At 31.8% G+C, this 16,652-nt stretch carries 15 protein-coding genes; 4 read left to right on the forward strand and 11 right to left on the reverse strand.

What is annotated here, in order from left to right:
• Positions 1–21: 21 nt before the first annotated feature.
• From QWY92_RS01410 to QWY92_RS01435, 5 genes are all read right to left on the reverse strand, one after another.
• Positions 22–639: a conjugal transfer protein TraK gene (locus tag QWY92_RS01410; RefSeq protein WP_290268047.1), complete on the reverse strand. Its 618-nt coding sequence runs from the start codon at positions 637–639 to the stop codon at positions 22–24.
• A 13-nt stretch (positions 640–652) separates the two neighbouring features.
• Positions 653–1,495, reverse strand: a complete 843-nt coding sequence (locus QWY92_RS01415) for a hypothetical protein (protein WP_290268049.1) — start codon at positions 1,493–1,495, stop codon at positions 653–655.
• 2 nt (positions 1,496–1,497) lie between these two features.
• Positions 1,498–2,067: a TrbJ/VirB5 family protein gene (locus QWY92_RS01420; RefSeq protein ID WP_290268051.1), complete on the reverse strand. Its 570-nt coding sequence runs from the start codon at positions 2,065–2,067 to the stop codon at positions 1,498–1,500.
• An 11-nt stretch (positions 2,068–2,078) separates the two neighbouring features.
• Positions 2,079–4,475: a TraG family conjugative transposon ATPase gene (locus QWY92_RS01425; protein ID WP_290268053.1), complete on the reverse strand. Its 2,397-nt coding sequence runs from the start codon at positions 4,473–4,475 to the stop codon at positions 2,079–2,081.
• A gap of 306 nt (positions 4,476–4,781) precedes the next feature.
• On the reverse strand, positions 4,782–5,069 hold the full coding sequence (locus tag QWY92_RS01435) for a hypothetical protein (RefSeq protein WP_290268056.1): 288 nt from the start codon (positions 5,067–5,069) through the stop codon (positions 4,782–4,784).
• 177 nt (positions 5,070–5,246) lie between these two features.
• Between QWY92_RS01435 and QWY92_RS01440 the strand changes: the two genes are divergently transcribed.
• The 4 genes from QWY92_RS01440 to QWY92_RS01455 all read left to right on the forward strand — a co-directional run bounded on the left by QWY92_RS01440 (position 5,247) and on the right by QWY92_RS01455 (position 11,473).
• Positions 5,247–5,897 carry an N-acetylmuramoyl-L-alanine amidase family protein gene (locus QWY92_RS01440; RefSeq protein WP_290268058.1) on the forward strand — a complete coding sequence of 217 codons (651 nt, stop codon included), beginning with the start codon at positions 5,247–5,249 and terminating at the stop codon, positions 5,895–5,897.
• A gap of 254 nt (positions 5,898–6,151) precedes the next feature.
• The gene (locus tag QWY92_RS01445) at positions 6,152–7,972 is read left to right on the forward strand and encodes an ATP-dependent nuclease (RefSeq protein WP_290268061.1); all 1,821 of its coding nucleotides are present in this window, start codon (positions 6,152–6,154) and stop codon (positions 7,970–7,972) included.
• The gene (locus tag QWY92_RS01450; protein WP_290268062.1) at positions 7,965–9,992 is read left to right on the forward strand and encodes a UvrD-helicase domain-containing protein; all 2,028 of its coding nucleotides are present in this window, start codon (positions 7,965–7,967) and stop codon (positions 9,990–9,992) included. Before QWY92_RS01445 ends, QWY92_RS01450 begins: the two co-directional genes overlap by 8 nt.
• A 20-nt stretch (positions 9,993–10,012) precedes the next feature.
• The gene (locus QWY92_RS01455; protein WP_290268063.1) at positions 10,013–11,473 is read left to right on the forward strand and encodes a hypothetical protein; all 1,461 of its coding nucleotides are present in this window, start codon (positions 10,013–10,015) and stop codon (positions 11,471–11,473) included.
• Positions 11,474–11,597: 124 nt separating this feature from the next.
• On the opposite strand, the gene QWY92_RS01460 is transcribed toward QWY92_RS01455, so the two are convergent.
• From QWY92_RS01460 to QWY92_RS20520, 6 genes are all read right to left on the reverse strand, one after another.
• The gene (locus tag QWY92_RS01460) at positions 11,598–12,716 is read right to left on the reverse strand and encodes an exonuclease/endonuclease/phosphatase family protein (protein ID WP_290268064.1); all 1,119 of its coding nucleotides are present in this window, start codon (positions 12,714–12,716) and stop codon (positions 11,598–11,600) included.
• 41 nt (positions 12,717–12,757) lie between these two features.
• On the reverse strand, positions 12,758–13,414 hold the full coding sequence (locus QWY92_RS01465; RefSeq protein WP_290268066.1) for a P-loop NTPase family protein: 657 nt from the start codon (positions 13,412–13,414) through the stop codon (positions 12,758–12,760).
• A complete protein-coding gene (locus tag QWY92_RS01470; RefSeq protein WP_290268067.1) occupies positions 13,398–14,045 on the reverse strand; it encodes a hypothetical protein in 648 nt (215 codons plus the stop codon). Before QWY92_RS01470 ends, QWY92_RS01465 begins: the two co-directional genes overlap by 17 nt.
• 5 nt (positions 14,046–14,050) lie before the next feature.
• Entirely contained in the window at positions 14,051–14,332 is a 282-nt protein-coding gene (locus tag QWY92_RS01475; protein WP_290268069.1) for a helix-turn-helix domain-containing protein, read from the reverse strand.
• A 263-nt stretch (positions 14,333–14,595) separates the two neighbouring features.
• Entirely contained in the window at positions 14,596–15,411 is an 816-nt protein-coding gene (locus QWY92_RS01480; RefSeq protein ID WP_290268071.1) for an RteC domain-containing protein, read from the reverse strand.
• 239 nt (positions 15,412–15,650) lie between these two features.
• Complete coding sequence (locus QWY92_RS20520; RefSeq protein WP_419761788.1) at positions 15,651–16,568, reverse strand: helix-turn-helix domain-containing protein; 918 nt, start codon at positions 16,566–16,568, stop codon at positions 15,651–15,653.
• Positions 16,569–16,652: the final 84 nt, after the last annotated feature.

Genomic DNA, 16,652 nt, shown 5'->3' on the forward strand with positions numbered 1-16,652 from the left:
TAGTGCGTTTTTAAGTAGTTATTATGGGTTTTTGTAATCAACTTTTTTTAAAGTTTTTTCAAAGTAATTTGAGATTAACAACCCATGTGTGTTTTTGGGGTAGTTACGGTCAACAACAAGTAAATTCCCTGTAGACGTTAGTTCATAAGTATCAACAACAGTCCCGCGATTAATTTCAAAAATCGTTTTGGTTTGAAATTGATAAGGTTCAACTTGTAGATCTAGTTTTGATTCTATACTTAATACCTTTTGAATCAATGAGTATTGAATTAGGCGATTATAAACACCATTCGCTTTTTTCTGTCGATAAAGATTATCTACAGAGCTATTTCCAAGCCACAATGCTTTCTCTAAATTCTTTTCATAATTACTGGCGTCTATGTTGTAGAAGTACGAATGAAATAGTTCTAAATGTGCCAAAGCTTCGACTTTAAAGTTTTCCTTTTGAATAACCCATTTTAAAGGAATAACTGTTCCGTCTGTGTTTACGGCAAACGAACTGTTCAGTGCTTTTTTATGAGTATCATAAACAACCCATCCAGAAAAAATGCTAGAACCTAAGGCGCAGATAATGACAACTAGAACGATGAACCGATTAATTTTTAAAATAGTGTATATATTTTTGTACGATGTTTTCATATTGATATTAAGGTTAAGCAGTGAATAATCTTAAAGTGAAGGCAACTGCACGTTTATAAAGTTTGAACTTTAAGAATACAATAAAGGCAACAGATCCTAATTGAACTACGGGAGCGAAAAATCGGCTTCCTACATCAGTACCAAAAAGGTTACTCCAAAAATTGGTGTTAATCTCAGTATATATGGCGTTAATAAAGATGTTAACTAGAAAAAATGCAGGAACAAGCATATATACTGCAGCATATAATTTGAAAAAAGTGTAAGCCATGGATCGGAATTTTTCAAATACAGCAAGGCTTAGTATTAAAGGAAAAAAGGCTTGCATAATACCTAGAAGGAAATAGCGCTCAGATAAAAATAAGGGGTATATAAATAGATCTAAAATCCATAGGCCTAGACTAATAATAAATGCAATGATTTTCCATCCGAAAAGAGGTGTTACTAAGGCATCGTATAATAAGGCCATAGCTTTTTTGGCGGCTTCCAATGCACCCACATCCTCTTCAATTGGGATATCCTGCATTTGTAAGGGGAGGAGTGCAGGAGCCGTATTTCTATATTGAGACTCTATAGCCACAAGTACGCCATCAAAGAATCCTAAAATTTGAGTTGAGAAAATAACCAGGAGAACTATAGCCAAATTCTTTGCGAGTTCCCCAGGATTTAATCCCCAAGAATAGCCATCTTTATTGGCTATCCCTTCATTATATTTTTTTAGGATGTTAACTAGGAAAAAGAGTACCGCAAGCGTTTTCATTCCTGTAATGGTATATTGTGAGAAATTACTGCTTTTTATAGTTTGAAAAACAGTATCGATGTATTCTAATCCAATTCCTAAAAAGTATAATTCATTCATAATTAATAGTTCGATTCTCTATTGTTTATTTTGTCCTGCATCTTTCTAAATGATATGATGTCTCTATAGCGTTCTGTCTTTTTTGTTATTTCTGCTACCATTTCATTCGATTCAACTTCCTTTTGTTTTAAAATGCCAGCACGTTCGGCATCAGTCATTTTTAAGAAATCACTTGATAGTATTTGGTCAATAAAATTCATGCTATCTAAAGAATTTTCAATAATGGCATTGAACGATTCTGAAATACGATTAACTTCCTCGGGTTTTATGTATGGAGAGTTTAGAATATCACGTAAATCGTCACGAACCACGTTAAAAAGAATTTGATTGTTTTTGGCCATTTCTTTTATGGCGTTAAGTTGCCGGATAACATTATTTACTTTTTCAATATTATCTTTTTGTGTTTTGAGAAATTGGACCGTTTTTAATAATTGAGAAGTCTGTTTTGCTGATTCTATAAGGGATTTGGCAAGACTTATAAAATTAGTGTTGTCGTAAACAGGCATGCCTTGTGCACTTGTTTTAAAGCTAAAGGCGATTACCATTACTAGGATTAGGAGTTTTGTTTTCATTTTTTTTGGTTTTAAGATGAATATTCAGTGATTGCTTTTTCCATATTTTGATGCTTTTCATAAAGCTTCATAATGGCTTCGTTTTCTGCACCATCTGTGAGATAAGCGGCATAAACTTTCTTGGGGACTTCCAATCGGAAAATGTTACTCTCTTTACCTATTTTGATAAACATTTCTGTATATTTTCGTGGACCTGTAAGGTTGTTTTTAATGGACTTTAATTGATTCAAGTCATGACTAGAGAGGTTTAATCGTTTCTGCAATTCATCATAGCCTTTTTCATTGTTTAGGCTATAGATAACTTGTGTGTTTTCTAGAATACTTGCAGATGTAGAATTGTTTGGTAATTGGTTTATGGATTGCAGAATAATCCCAATTGCTCCATTTTGTTTTCTAATGGCTTGGTAATAGAATTCTACGCTTTCCAAAACATTTTCAAACTTGAGTTGTTTAGCAAACTCATCAAATAGAATGATGCCTTTTTCTGCTCTGTTTTTCCAAATGGTTCTTTGTATCGCAGATTTTATAAGCTTAAGCATAACAGCTAAAATTTCTTTATTATCTTTTACTTCATCCAGCTCAAAAACGATTAGGCGTTTGTCTTCTATCTTGTAGGTTTGATCTTCACTTACTTCAAATAAGAAACTATAGAGTCCATCGCCTACATATTCCGACATGATGTGTAGAAAGTTTGTAATATTGAAATAATTTTCATGAATCTTCAATTGTTTTAAAAGATTGTCTTTTCTAGTTTCAATGAATTCATAAAAGCTATTAAGAGAATGATTATTTGAAACTTCAGAATAGTAAAAGCGAAGTATCTTTTTTATAGAAACAGATTCTGCTTTACTCACCTTAAAATCTGAAGCAAAGAGTTCAAATAAAAAGGTAGATAAATCTTCAAGCCTTTCTGGCGTTATGTCATCTATATTCGTAATATAAAAAGGATTGATACCAAGGTTTTTTCCGCTTTCATATCTTAATACAGTGTATTGCTTTGGGTAGAGTTTAGCAAATTTGGTATACGAACCACCTAAGTCTATAATGACCAATCTAACGCCGCTTTCAAAATATTGACGTAGAATGTTATTGGCTAAAAAAGATTTTCCTTCACCAGTTGGAGCAAATATGGCAAAGTTTCTAGCTTTAATACGGTTCTTTTTTTCGTCCCAAACATCCTTTAAAACAGGAATATTATGTTCTCTATCATTAAAAATGATACCGGTGTTATCTGTTTTGTAATTACTGTTATTAATTAGTAAGCATAAAGCATGTTTTAAATCGGTAACATATAAATCTTCATTAGAAAAGTTGGAAGAAAAACAGAAATAGCTATTCAGTAAATAATTTTTACGTTCTTCACCTCTTGGGTAATACGGGATAATGTCTATTTCCTTAAACTCCGTTTTTATTTTGGATCCTATTTTAGCTAGCGCTTTGGCTTGCTGCGCCCAATAAATAATATTTAAATGGCCGCGAATAACACGAGCTTTATCATCGGAATTAATTTTATCTAGAATATGTTGGATTTTCTGTAGTACCACTTTGTTTTGAGAGCCAAAATTGGAACTCTTGTTTAGCTCCTCAACTTTTTTGTCTAAAAGTTTTCGCCATTTTTGCTTATCATCTAAATAAATAATTTGATTAACAATATGGTTTTCATTCAAAGTAAGTCCAATGCCATCTATAAACCCTTGATGAAATACAAAATCGTCAGAAGTAAAACGTTCATTGGTTTTGCTAGTTTGTACACTTTCTCCAAAACATAGTTCGCTATTTACGGCCAAAGTATCAAAATAGTGTTCACCAATATTAACATTAGTTTTTGCTAGAAGAATATCTGTATCCAAATCGATGTTAAACCCATTGAAATAGTTGTTAGTCAACTCGTGTATGGTTTTTTCTTGCATGGGGAGAAATTCCATTTTACGACTGTTATTAATAAAGGAAACAGAGTCAGTAACTGCAGCCATAAACGTGTTGATATGGTCGTCAATGTCTTTCACTATTTTTTTAGATACCTTTTTAAAAGGGTTTACAAATTTACTGTTGTTAAGCGCGTTGCTTTTAGTCAAGATGAAGAACAGATAACACTGATGCTCCATATACTCTCGGCCTTTAAAGTGTTTGTGTGTAGCTTGCTCTAAAAAGGTGTTGTTTGGTAGTTCTTCGGATGTGTAAGTCTTTTTTAAATAGATATCTTGTTTATGAACAACACAGCCCGTAGGTAAAGATTTAATGGCTTGAAACCACGCTCCATGAATATCTTCAAAATCCTTTTCTGAAAGGGAGTAGATTTCAGGAAGCGAACCTTTATAACATAAAATCACATTGCCGTTGTTTGCAAAAACAACATTTTCTTGAATGTCAATAATGGGATAATAGGATTGTAGATTTATCTTATTCATAGTGTATAGCTGTCGATTTTTTATTACTTATTATTTTGGGGAAAATTTTAGAGAATTGTATGATTTGTGGATTATGTACAGACTTGGTCAGGCTTACATACAAGCAGGAATTCAGAATAAATACCCCAATAATTATCATAAAACTGAAAGAGAAGATGATAACTAGGAGTGAGGCTATAACAACAATCATCATTAAGGCAAATAGTGAAACGGGCAACCCGAAAATCATTGCCCGTTTTCTAATATTTTTATAGACTTCGTATTTCTTCATACCATTTCTTTTTATAATATTGTTGATACAGTAAATTATACTACGATGCTTATTAAGTAAGTGAAGATGCCTACAACTGCTCCAGCAATTAATACAAAGACAAGTACACGTGTAATTCCTTTTTTTAGGTCTGCATTTTCTCCAAAGAAATGTCCTGCATTGAATAAAAAACCAACTAAAAATATGATACCTAGAATGATTGGGAAGATGGATCTAATGGTGTCCGAAACATCATTTACGGAGTCTTCAATACCTCCAATTTGTGCAAAGCTTGAAATAGAGACCAGGAGCATAGCGAGTAGTGTAAAAACTGATTTTTTCATAATAGTTGAGATTAAGCCGTTTATGGTAACGGGTGATTAATAGTTTGAGAAAGTTATTATGAAAAGGAAGTAATGCGGAGCATTCAATAAATTTTAACGCTTAATGCTGTTAAACTTTTGAAGATTACCAAGGAAGTTCTTGATTTATTGAATTTTGTGTAATCTAAAACGGTTACTATGCATGTAATAAATCGAATTGCAGTGTGCCTATGCTGTGTAGGTTTCTTAAATTTTTCTTTCGGGCAAAAAAGGGTAGAAGTAAAGCCTCTTGTTATAGTTATAGATCCAGGACATGGCGGTAAAGATGCTGGAGCAATATCTAGAACTGGAGTAAGGGAAAAGGATATCGTTTTGAGTATTGCTAATAAAATAGTTGAACTCAATTATAGATTGAATAAGCAACCTTTAGATGTTTTTCTTACCAGGTACACAGATACGTTTGTTTCACTTGCTGATAGAACTCGATTATCAAAAAAACTAAAAGCCGATGTGTTTATTTCTATCCATTGCAATGCATCAGCTAATCCAAAAGCATCCGGAACGGAAGTTTATATATATCCTAAAAGTGACATGCAAGCACAAGCATCTGCTTATTTAGGTTTTACTATACAAAAACGATTGACAAATACAGTTGGTTTTAAAAATAGAGGTGTGAAATTTGGAGATTTCCAAGTGTTAAGGGATAGTCGTACTGAATGCGTAACGATCCTATTGGAAATTGGGTTTTTGTCTCAGATTGATGAGGTGGAGTATTTATTGGAGGAGGAGGTGCAGGGGGCTGTTGCTTTAGAAATACTTCAATCGATTATTACAGTTTTAAGGATATGAGTTAGTTATTCATTGGGATTGTTGTAAATGTAAGAGGGTGATAGTTTTTTGTAAAATCCTATATATTAAGTACAAGAACTTAAAATGATTCATTCCATTGATAAATATTAGATTGATTAATGCTAATATGTCTTTCAAGTAGTATAAAATTATAAATGCATTGAGGATTACACTTTCTAAATAATTAGATTTAATTTAGTTTTTAATGATTAGGTGAAAATCTTTTTTAACTTGTAGAGTTTATTATCAATAATATGTATCTACAAAATTTAAAACTTTGGAATTTTAGAAAATATGGAAATTCTAATCCATTTGATTTACAAGAACCAAGTCTTAATTTGAATTTTTCAAAAGGAGTAAATGTCCTAATCGGTCAAAATGATTCAGGTAAAACAGCTATAATTGATGCTATTAAATTAGTTTTGAAAACTCATAGTTACGATTGGCTTAAAATTGTAAATGAAGATTTTTATTTCGATTCAGACCGACTCAGGATAGAGCTTGTTTTTGATGATTTAGATCCAGAAGAGGCAAAACATTTTACAGAATGGCTAGGATGGAATAAAGAGGTAGGTAAAGAGCCAAGATGTTTTTTACGCCTAATTTATGATGTTAGAAGAAACATTGCTGACAACAAGATATTTCCATCAGATGTAAAAGCAGGTGTTGATCCTGTTGGATATCAGTTAACTGCTGAGGCAAGAGAGTTTATAAAAACGACCTACCTAAAACCTCTTAGAAATGCAAAAGCAGAGCTCGTGCCAAGAAAAAATTCTAGACTAGCTCAAATTCTACAGGAACACGAAGCATTTAGAGGAAGAAATAAAGATCATTCACTAGTTAGTCTTTTTAACGATTTTAATGTTTCAGTTGAAAAGTACTTTTTAGGTATTGCAAATAATGACGTCCCTTTACCACCGACTGAACAAAAAGGAAAAGAGTTAAAGGACGAAATAGATAGTTATATAAGATCCTTTTATGATGAGACAAAGGAATCAGCATTTGGAGTTAAGGATAATAATCTTAAAAATATTTTAGAGAAGTTAGAATTATCTATCAAAGATGAAATCAATCCAGGTTTAGGTACTCTAAATCGCTTATTTATGGCATCTGAGTTATTACACTTGCATAAGAAAAACTGGACTGGAATAAGATTAGGTTTAATTGAAGAATTAGAAGCGCATCTCCATCCTCAAGCCCAAATGCAAATTATAGAAGCTCTTCAGAAAGAGAAAGAGATTCAGCTTATTTTAACGACGCATAGCCCTAATCTTGGATCTAAGATAAAATTAGAAAACCTTATATTATGTAGTAATAATTATGCATTTCCTATGGGTAATGAATATACCCAGTTAGATGAAGAAGATTATGGGTTTTTAGAACGATTTCTAGATGCTACTAAGGCTAATTTGTTTTTTGCCAAAGGAGTTATTATGGTCGAAGGATGGTCTGAAGAAATATTACTGCCAGCAATAGCTCAAAGATTAAAAGAGCAAGATGTTATTCAAAAGAACTTAACTGAGGCAGGCGTCTCTATAGTAAATGTTACTAGTACTGCATTTCAACGTTATGCTAGAATATATTTACGTAAGGATAGTTTGTTAAATAAAATTGAAACACCTGTTGCTGTTATTACAGATGTTGATGTTAGAGCTTTTGAGGAAACCATAGAAACCGATCAAGATGGAAAATACAAAAAAGTATATTTAAAGCAAGATGTAGCCACGGTGTTAGTAAAATCAATTACCAAAATAACAGAATTAGAAGCTAAATTTGATAAAGAAAATGTAAAATCTTTCATAGCTAAAGATTGGACTTTGGAGTACGCTTTATTAAAATCATCATCTCTTAAATCGCTCTTTGAAGAGGCGCTTATAGAAGTGCATCCACAAATAGATCGCGATAATTTTGAAGCCGAATTAGGAAAAAAATTAATAAATAAAACACTATATAAAACGGAATTAGCGTATCAACTAGCTTCAAAATTAGATAAGCATACTACGCTCGCAATTTCAGAGGACGATACTGGAATTAAATATTTGATTGATGCTATAAAGTATGTTTGCAATGATTAAAGTAACACCAGAGGATATAGCATATACAGAGTCCTTATTATTGAAACCTGGACAGACATTTGATGATGAACGTTTAAGGTTTATTAAAAACTTTAAAACTATTGACCTACAAGCTGTTCCTGGTAGTGGGAAAACCACTGCGTTACTTGCTAAACTACTTATTTTAGAAAAACACTTGCCTCTCGAGAAAAATAGAGGAATTCTAGTTTTGTCACATACAAATGCGGCTGTAAATGAGGTTAAGAATCGAATAGGACATCATTGTCCAAAACTCTTTTCTCATCCCAACTTTGTAGGTACCATTCAAAGTTTTACTGATAATTTTTTAGCCATTCCAGCATATCTTAGCAAGTACAAACAAAAACCTGTGAGAATAGATGATGAGATTTATAATGAAACTATAGGTCGAGTTTTTCACCACAATAAAAAGGGATTTGTTATTCAAGAGAAGAAGAATGCTACCTATTACAACAAAAACTTTAATGTATTACATTCATTTAGGTTTTCATATAATAAAGGCGTTTTTAGTCTCGTAAAATCAATTTATGGAGAACCATTAGAAATTAAAACACCTAATCTTAGAAAAGAAAAGTTCACTAAAAATGAAATAGATAGAATTGCCGAATGGTTTTATAAAACTAAATTGAAAGTTTTAGAAACAGGGATCTTAAATTATGATGATGCCTATCTTTTGGCGGACGTTATTCTGACTGAAATACCTTCATATAGAGGACTTATCCAAAATAGATTCAAATATGTATTTGTGGATGAAATGCAAGATATGGAAAAACATCAATTTGATTTACTAGAAAGAATTTTTGCTAATGATAATTGCACTTCTTTTTATCAAAGGTTGGGAGATGTAAATCAATCCATCTTTTCTAAATCTTTAGACAACGAGGAAATATGGAAGCAACGAGCAGATAAGATGTTTATAAATGGGAGTCACAGACTTAGTAGGCCGATCGCTAATATCGTTGAAAAATTTGCGCTGACCTCAACTGAAGTTCAGGGTAGAATGAAGAATAACGATGGGTTTGATTTGACTATTAAGCCGCTATTGATGTGCTATGATATAGAAAGGATAGCTGATGTTATTCCAATTTTTTCTGATGAGATTAAGAAACTTATTGACAAGGGTTTAATTATTCCGAATGAAGGAAATAAGTATGAAGCTATAGGTTGGCGTAAGCATCACGATCATATTAATAAAATTTGTATATCTGATTATTGGCCTAATTTTAAAACAAATGAAAAATTAAAAAAGATTGACTACGATACTTTGGAGGATTACATAAAGTTTATTGAAAACGGCACGCAGACACTTGAGGCTAATCGTAAATCGATATTAAACTCGCTCAATAAGATATTATACATAGAAGGCATAAGAGATGAGTATTCCAGAGTTTTTACTATCTCAAAATTAATTAAATATTTTAAAGTACTTCCAAGTAATGAATACGATTTACTCAAATTGAATTTATATAATTGGAGTTTAGCGATAGAGAATGGCGCTATAGATATTGTATTAGATAAAATCAGAACTTACATTCCATACTTTTTAACTTGCTTTTCTAGACAAATAAACTACTCTAAAGATTTTATATATGAATCTTCAAAAAATGAGAAAGTTGCAAGTCCTGATGAGAGAGCTCAGTACTTTGATAAAAATGGAATACGAGTTAACATAAGCACTGTTCATTCTGTAAAAGGACAAACACATACTGCAACATTATATTTAGAAACATTTTTTAGTAAAGGTGCTGGTAGTTACGAATCAGAGAGATTACAAAATCAAGTTTTAGGAATACCAATAAAAGAGCACCTTGACAACTATAAAGGTGGCAGCGTTGATAAAATAATTCAATCTGCAAGAATGGTATATGTCGGTTTTTCAAGACCAACTCATTTTTTATGTTTTGCTGTTGAGAGTTCAAGAGCTAATAAATTGTTTAAAGAAATAGACAGAAATGATTGGGATGTTATTCAAATTAAAAAAACAGAGGTAGCAGATAGTTAGTATTATATAAATAGTGCGGTGTGACATATATAGAGAAATACATAAAAAATAAAGGAGGTATTCTATCAGGAGACCTAGCTCGGTATATAGAGCAGAAGCAAGGTATAACAAACGGGGCGGCACGTAAACGTGTTCAAAGGCTTAAAAGCCCTATTCATAAAGTAGGTGGGCTCTTTACTGATAAAAAGGTTTTTGTTTATCATTCAGATAATTTTCAAAATCCAGACTATTTCAATGATCTAGTTGAAGCATTTAAAGCAGATGGAAAACGTTGTTATTCTATTATTAATGCTCTTAAATATCATCACGGTTTAGTGCCTATTGATGAATTGGCTAATTACTCAATCAGCCCAGTAAATTTAGTAAAAGGACATATGAAGTTTTCTTCAGTTATAGAGTTACTGAAGAAACATAATTTAGTGCGTGAAACAAATACAGGAGAATATGGGCTTAATGTCTTGGTTGCCGAACAATCGAGTCCGAATGTTAGACACATAAAGGGTATACAATTATCAAAACGTTTGGTAATACAACAATTTGAAACTTGGAGTAAAAACATTGGTTTAGTTTCATTTAAAAAAGGTAAGAATAATAATCTAGTTGGAGGTTTCCAATTTGCATTTACAGCGCCTACATATATTGATGGCTTTGTCGGTTACATCAATAAAACAAAAAAGCCAGGATTTCTTGTCGCAGACATCCTTATAGGGAACATAACCAACGAAAATACTGTGAGCTTTTTTTTGAGAAAAATAGCGGCCATAAAGGCGTCTAATCCTACTCTAAAATTATTACCAGTATTGCTGGTTGATGGAATATCAACTGAAGGGCTTAATAAGTTAAAGAGTAAAGGAGTGTTGGTAGCTTCAATAAAAGAATTGTTTGGTAAAGATTATAGTGACTTACTTAAGAACATTATTAATACAGTAACCAATGCTGGAGCAATTCTAAAAACTGAACCAGAGAAGTATCTGCAGTTGATGGATAAGCTTACAAAGCTTATTGATGGAAAGACAAATAATTTAAGAGGCGATTTATTCGAGCTGGCTGTGGGCTTCTATTTTAGTAAATATTCACAGTCTCTAGATATAGGAAAAAGAGTGCCTGTTAAAGATTCTAATAGAACAAGAGAAATAGATGTACTGGCAAAAAGTGAAAATGAAATTTGCATAGTAGAATGCAAAGGTTATAATTACCCAGTAGATATAGATTATATAGAAATTTATTTGTCAGAAAAAATAAAAGAAATTAGAGGATGGTTAGCTATTGCTCATTCAGACAAAAGGCATCGATTTGAAATATGGAGCACTGGTGGATTTACAAAGGAGGCATTAATTCTATTGAAGTCAACTAAAAATAAAGCTCGAAAGTTTGACTTTGACTACTTAGATCAAAGTGATATAAAAGAGAGAGCTAATAAGTTGAACTCTGAAAAATTCAAAGAAATACTTAGAGATTATTATCTAAGAGAAGTTGTTTAGTACTATATAGCTGTATTGAACTAATTAGTAATAATAAAATATATTTTGAGATTCTAAGTTTAATTAGATATGTAAACATTAAAACCATTTGTTTTTTCCTCACTTATGTAAAAGATGTATACTTCTAAAGATCAATGTCTCCCCAAACCAAAGGATGCTCGCTAGCCTCCGTACTTTTATTAGTTACAGACTTATAAGTAGACCATTGCGGACGTTTATTAGGCCACATAGCTTTTCTGTTTAGTCCGCTATCGGTCATTTTATCAAATAGAGCAGGAGAGAGAAACATAAAATCTGTCTGTTTGATATTAACACCTTTTCTGTAAGCGCCTAGTCTAAAATAATTAGCATCGTCCCCTTTGTCCATATCTACTTCAAAAGATAAATGTTTGGTAATATCTTTTAAGTCGGTATTCTTGCTTATAGGCGAAAGAGAATCGCAATAAGATGGCGCGTTGAATGTACCTGCGATAATAACGTTGGATTTACCTTGGCTTATTAGGTTGTTGTAAACTTCGGTGATTTTGAAGATTTGATTTTTTCTAATTCTATCAGACTCATCATGGTTTTTGGTACGTTTTTGTAAATAGGTATTTAGCAACCAAATTTTTTCTTTCGATGGCGTAGTGATTTCGTACTCTATAAGGCTTTTACCATCGTCATTAATTTCCATATTTATGTTATGTGTTCTTACGGCATCTAGAATGTAGTCTTTTCTTAGAAGTATTCCCATTTCTAAACTTGTCATATCATTACCTTGGATAACAAAGGAATGTTCGAATGGTTTACAGTTAAATTCAGGTAGAATAAGTTGATTAAAATCTTCTAAAGATGCTCTGTCTTCAATTTCTTGTAATAGAAGAATGTCCGGGTTTACATCGGCAATAACTTGGGCTTTATGTTTTGTAGCATGGGGTTGAATTGGGATGGTTTGAAGTTCAATCCAACCGTTCCAATTTGTGAGATCACTGGCTTTATTTTCAATAGAATGACTGATTCCTTTCATATACAAAAAGCCTGCTTTTCTGCGTAAAAGGGCATAGGGTCTAGCACTGGATTTTTCGAAACCAATTAAAAATGATAATTCTCTAATACGATCTTGTTGACTTAGTGTTTTTGAAGGTTGAAGCATGAGCGTGTCTAGTTCTGTTATCCAATCTGTAAATACTTTACCAACCGGTTTTTCTAAAAGGCTTTTATCTCTATGGAATAAGTTCTGGATGTTGAATGTTGCTATTTTCATTGTAGTTAAGTTTATTTTGTTTCCATGAAACTGGAAATCGGTTATTTTCGTTTATCGTTAGCATTTTTATCAAATGCTATAAGGTTGAAGAGTTGTCGCATTCTACTTCTTACTCGGTTGCCGTATAAATCTTCTAATTCCTGGGCGTTTAAATTTGTAGTAGCATGTGTTTTTATGGCATGGTTTAAAAACAACTCGTGCCGTGATAGTAATATTTCGCCCATAGTGTTACAATCTTTTCCATAGTGTCTGCCCATAGGTTCTACACCCAAATCATCAAAGCAAAAAAACTGACTATTGCCATAGTCTTCAATAATTTTATGACCTACGTGATTAAAGCCAAATACAATATTGCGGCAAGGAATAACGATATACGGACGCTGCAAGGGCACAATAAACTTTAATAGTCTCATTAGACTAGTTTTTCCACATCCTACGGGACCTGAAAGGAGTATGCCTTTCGTTGGATCTATGCCATCACGATTACAGCTCTCGTAATCTTTTACGAAGTAATTGCAAAGCTTTAAGATGATGCTGTGGTCTTCTTCGTAAATTTTAAAGTGTTTTCCAAAAAGCAATTTGCCTTTGGCGTTGAGGTAAATGATAATTTTGTGAAAATTATAGTTTACTGCCTTTCCGTTGAATGTTCCTATTGAGAATTCAACGCCACCTTCGGTTATTTTAGAGGGGTTGGTCATAATTCTTGATTTTACTAGTTTTTAGGTTGTCCTTATTTTGAGACAGTGCGTTTTCGGTTTTAATTTTGTCTGTTTTTAAGACCCAGTTACCAGCACTTGCTTGCCAATCGACAATTTTTATTTTGCCACCAATTTTCCACCCGATGGATTGATAGTGATTATAAAACTTTTGAGCTTCTAATTCCGACCAATTTTTACTTTTAAAAAAATGAATGACTTCGATTTTATTTTTCGGTAGCTTTTGTTTAATAATGTTTTCTATTTGTTTATTACTGTTTGTATTAGGTACTAATGCTTGTTCAGTACTAGTTTTAAGCTTGTTTATTACTTGTTTACTTGTTGTACCTAAAATGAGTATCTTTATTTCACTGCCTTTGTATGGGTTATGAGAAGGCATATAATTAATGAATTTCCAATCGCTTAGCTTTTTTAGACACCTGTGGTAGGTGGCTTTAGAACCAATTTTAGAAAGCTTCATTACTTCGTGACGGTTTATATAAAAAGTTTCGGGAAATTTATAGATATTCCAGAAATGGAAAAGCGCCATGTACAAACTTATATGGGTTGGGTTTAGCCTGGTGTCTTCCTGAAATTTTTCAAAACACATGTTTAGATGTTTTATATAATTCATAGGTTTTATTGGATTTCGTTAGGTGTTCTATTTGCGTGCATTACTTTTTGTATTTCTTCTACATCATAAAAAATAATGCCTCCCATTTTGGTAAACGGCAATGTGCCATTGGTTCGGAGATTCTGTAAGGTGCCAGGACTAATTTTTAATAGTTCCATAAGCTCAGAAGATTTTAAGTATTTTTTTAGGCTTCCGTTGTTATGTTTAAGAAGTAGTTTTTTTATGTCTTCAATAAGTTCTAGTTTAAAATCTCGAAGGTCGTCTGTTGTGATAATGCTTGTAGCCATAATAAATTGATTTAAGTGAATTTTCGTTTAAGAAAGCCACATGCCATTTAATTAACTATGGTACAGTTTGACTTTCATTTCACAAAATTGATGAGGTTTGCTTTATTTTTATCTCTATTTAATCGTAGTCCGGGGGAAATTTAACATCTTGAAAATTGATGCTATTTGAGTAGGTTTGAAGTCGGGATTTCTGAATACTGCTGGAGAAATTGTTGAATAATAAGTATGATGATATAAAACAGGAGGTTTACCGTACTACGAGATTATTCGTCCATTTTATTCATGTGTGTAATAAGGCCTGTTGAAAGGTCGTCCAGAAACTTAGTACGACTGTTTTTTCGAGCTTTAATCTCTGAAAATGTTTTGTAGAAATTTCCCAATTCAAAATTGAAAAGGTTTTGTAAGGAGTCTGCAATTTCTTTTAAGTCACTGTTACCGTTGTTTATAACGCGGTTGCAATGTAAAGCGTAGATTAATTCTGTTAAGGCTGTTTTATTTGCAGTCCATTTTAGATCAGCTTGGCTATTGTTCGGTTCAGTAAGCTTATTTAATCTGCTCTGAAGATATTTTATTAATAACTTATAAGCTTTAAATTTACTTAAAAGCATGTCACGTGCAGTACAAAAATCTGGATCTTGAAAATAGAATTTTGTTGATGTTACCAATATATTATCCAAATGACCCCTGGTGTAATACTGAACATCAAAATGAGATTGTTTTGTTTCTATATAATGGCCGAAGTCTAGATGATATAAAAAGAAACGGTTAAGCTTTTTAAGTTTATGTGTAATATGTTTTTTTTGAGAGTCTTTATTGGCTTTAGGAAACTGAATTTCAAAAGAACGTATTTCTGTATAGTAAATGAGTTGTGTGAGTGGTATTTGTTTTACTCGTTTAAAGAATTGAATTTCTTCATGTTCTGTTTTAAAACCGTTCTCTATAATTTGTTTCTTAAAATTATAAAGAAGATTTCGACAAAGTATGATGGATTTATTTGAAACAGCAATAGGTTCATGGTAGTTATTTCTAATTTCTCCAAGACTATTTAAAAAAGTATCTGTTTTTAATTTAAAATCCATTGTTTCTATTTCTATGAAATAGGAGTAATAAATGATTAGACTACTTTGTTGTAATCTTTAAATTAAGAGAGAAATAATGGTTGGATTGGTTGTGTTTAGAAAGGGTTGTTGTGGGATTCCTATTTCCTTGATGGTAAATATAATCTATGAATTTAATTTTCACTTTTTTTAACTGCGTATATTTTGCGTATTTAAGATGTGAATTTACTACGCATTCACTAAAAGGCGAAGTATGTAGATTACTTTTTGAACTTTTTAATAAAATCTTTTCGATTTATACAACTCGATTTCATGTAAATGTTAGAAGCGTGTTTTCTAACAGTTCCATAAGTGATAAACATATTTTTAGCTATTTTTTTATAACTGTTATTTTTTATTATTTGTAATGCTATTTCATTTTCTCTATTGGTAAAATTATATTGGTGTCCAATAGTAAGTTTAAGCGTATGACTGTTTTTTAAGCGGTAAATGTAACTGTTGATCTCCATGGTTGTTACTAGAAAAAAAGCAACGGATACAATAGGTTGTGTTATTGGTTGAAAATCTCCAAAAAAAGTTAATAAAGGTAAAAGTACAATGGATAAAATGGAGCAAAGCCCTAAATAGGTTTGGATTTTAAAATAATACTGACGTTTTACTTCTTTTGTAATGATGTTGAGAAAATGTATAAAAAATATCGAGGATAATATTATAGGTAGTATTAAGAATAAGCTTCGAGATAAGTTTAACGGATAAGACAATAAAGAAGGGGTTATAAATAAAAGTAAGAAAGAAGTCAATAGTAGGATAGTTAGGTTTTTTACTTTAAAAATGTAGTAGGGAGTAATTATGTTGAATTCTTGATATAGATACCATATTAGATAAATGCACATAAATATAGAAATCCCATAAGTAATAACATACTGCAGGATTATTGGTCCAGGTAATGAAGTATTAGGTAGTAGACCGTTTAATACATTATATAAAAGAAATAGTATGGCTAAGTAAAGGTATCGAAGCTGTTCTTTACTTGTTTTTTGATTGCTACTGCATATATGTATTACCTGAAATATAATTGTAGAACTTATTAAAATACATATAAAAAGAACAATCCAATGCATTGATGAAACGTATTCATATTGCGGAGTGTATTTGTATTTTTGAATAAACAATAACATCTAAATTATTGAAAGATAAAAGATTATATGTACTTTAGGTAAATTAAAGATAATGATTATTGACGTGAATTAAAAATGATAAAC

Source organism: Algibacter miyuki (assembly GCF_030409805.1).
Classification (GTDB): Bacteria; Bacteroidota; Bacteroidia; order Flavobacteriales; family Flavobacteriaceae; genus Algibacter; species Algibacter miyuki.

Excerpts from the sequence above, each read along its gene's own strand:
- QWY92_RS01410 (WP_290268047.1), bottom strand. The coding sequence starts at position 639 with ATGAAAACATCGTACAAAAATATATACACTATTTTAAAAATTAATCGG.
- QWY92_RS01415 (WP_290268049.1), bottom strand. The coding sequence starts at position 1,495 with ATGAATGAATTATACTTTTTAGGAATTGGATTAGAATACATCGATACT.
- QWY92_RS01420 (WP_290268051.1), bottom strand. The coding sequence starts at position 2,067 with ATGAAAACAAAACTCCTAATCCTAGTAATGGTAATCGCCTTTAGCTTT.
- QWY92_RS01425 (WP_290268053.1), bottom strand. The coding sequence starts at position 4,475 with ATGAATAAGATAAATCTACAATCCTATTATCCCATTATTGACATTCAA.
- QWY92_RS01435 (WP_290268056.1), bottom strand. The coding sequence starts at position 5,069 with ATGAAAAAATCAGTTTTTACACTACTCGCTATGCTCCTGGTCTCTATT.
- QWY92_RS01440 (WP_290268058.1), top strand. The coding sequence starts at position 5,247 with ATGCATGTAATAAATCGAATTGCAGTGTGCCTATGCTGTGTAGGTTTC.
- QWY92_RS01445 (WP_290268061.1), top strand. The coding sequence starts at position 6,152 with ATGTATCTACAAAATTTAAAACTTTGGAATTTTAGAAAATATGGAAAT.
- QWY92_RS01450 (WP_290268062.1), top strand. The coding sequence starts at position 7,965 with ATGATTAAAGTAACACCAGAGGATATAGCATATACAGAGTCCTTATTA.
- QWY92_RS01460 (WP_290268064.1), bottom strand. The coding sequence starts at position 12,716 with ATGAAAATAGCAACATTCAACATCCAGAACTTATTCCATAGAGATAAA.
- QWY92_RS01465 (WP_290268066.1), bottom strand. The coding sequence starts at position 13,414 with ATGACCAACCCCTCTAAAATAACCGAAGGTGGCGTTGAATTCTCAATA.
- QWY92_RS01470 (WP_290268067.1), bottom strand. The coding sequence starts at position 14,045 with ATGAATTATATAAAACATCTAAACATGTGTTTTGAAAAATTTCAGGAA.
- QWY92_RS01475 (WP_290268069.1), bottom strand. The coding sequence starts at position 14,332 with ATGGCTACAAGCATTATCACAACAGACGACCTTCGAGATTTTAAACTA.
- QWY92_RS01480 (WP_290268071.1), bottom strand. The coding sequence starts at position 15,411 with ATGGATTTTAAATTAAAAACAGATACTTTTTTAAATAGTCTTGGAGAA.
- QWY92_RS20520 (WP_419761788.1), bottom strand. The coding sequence starts at position 16,568 with ATGTTATTGTTTATTCAAAAATACAAATACACTCCGCAATATGAATAC.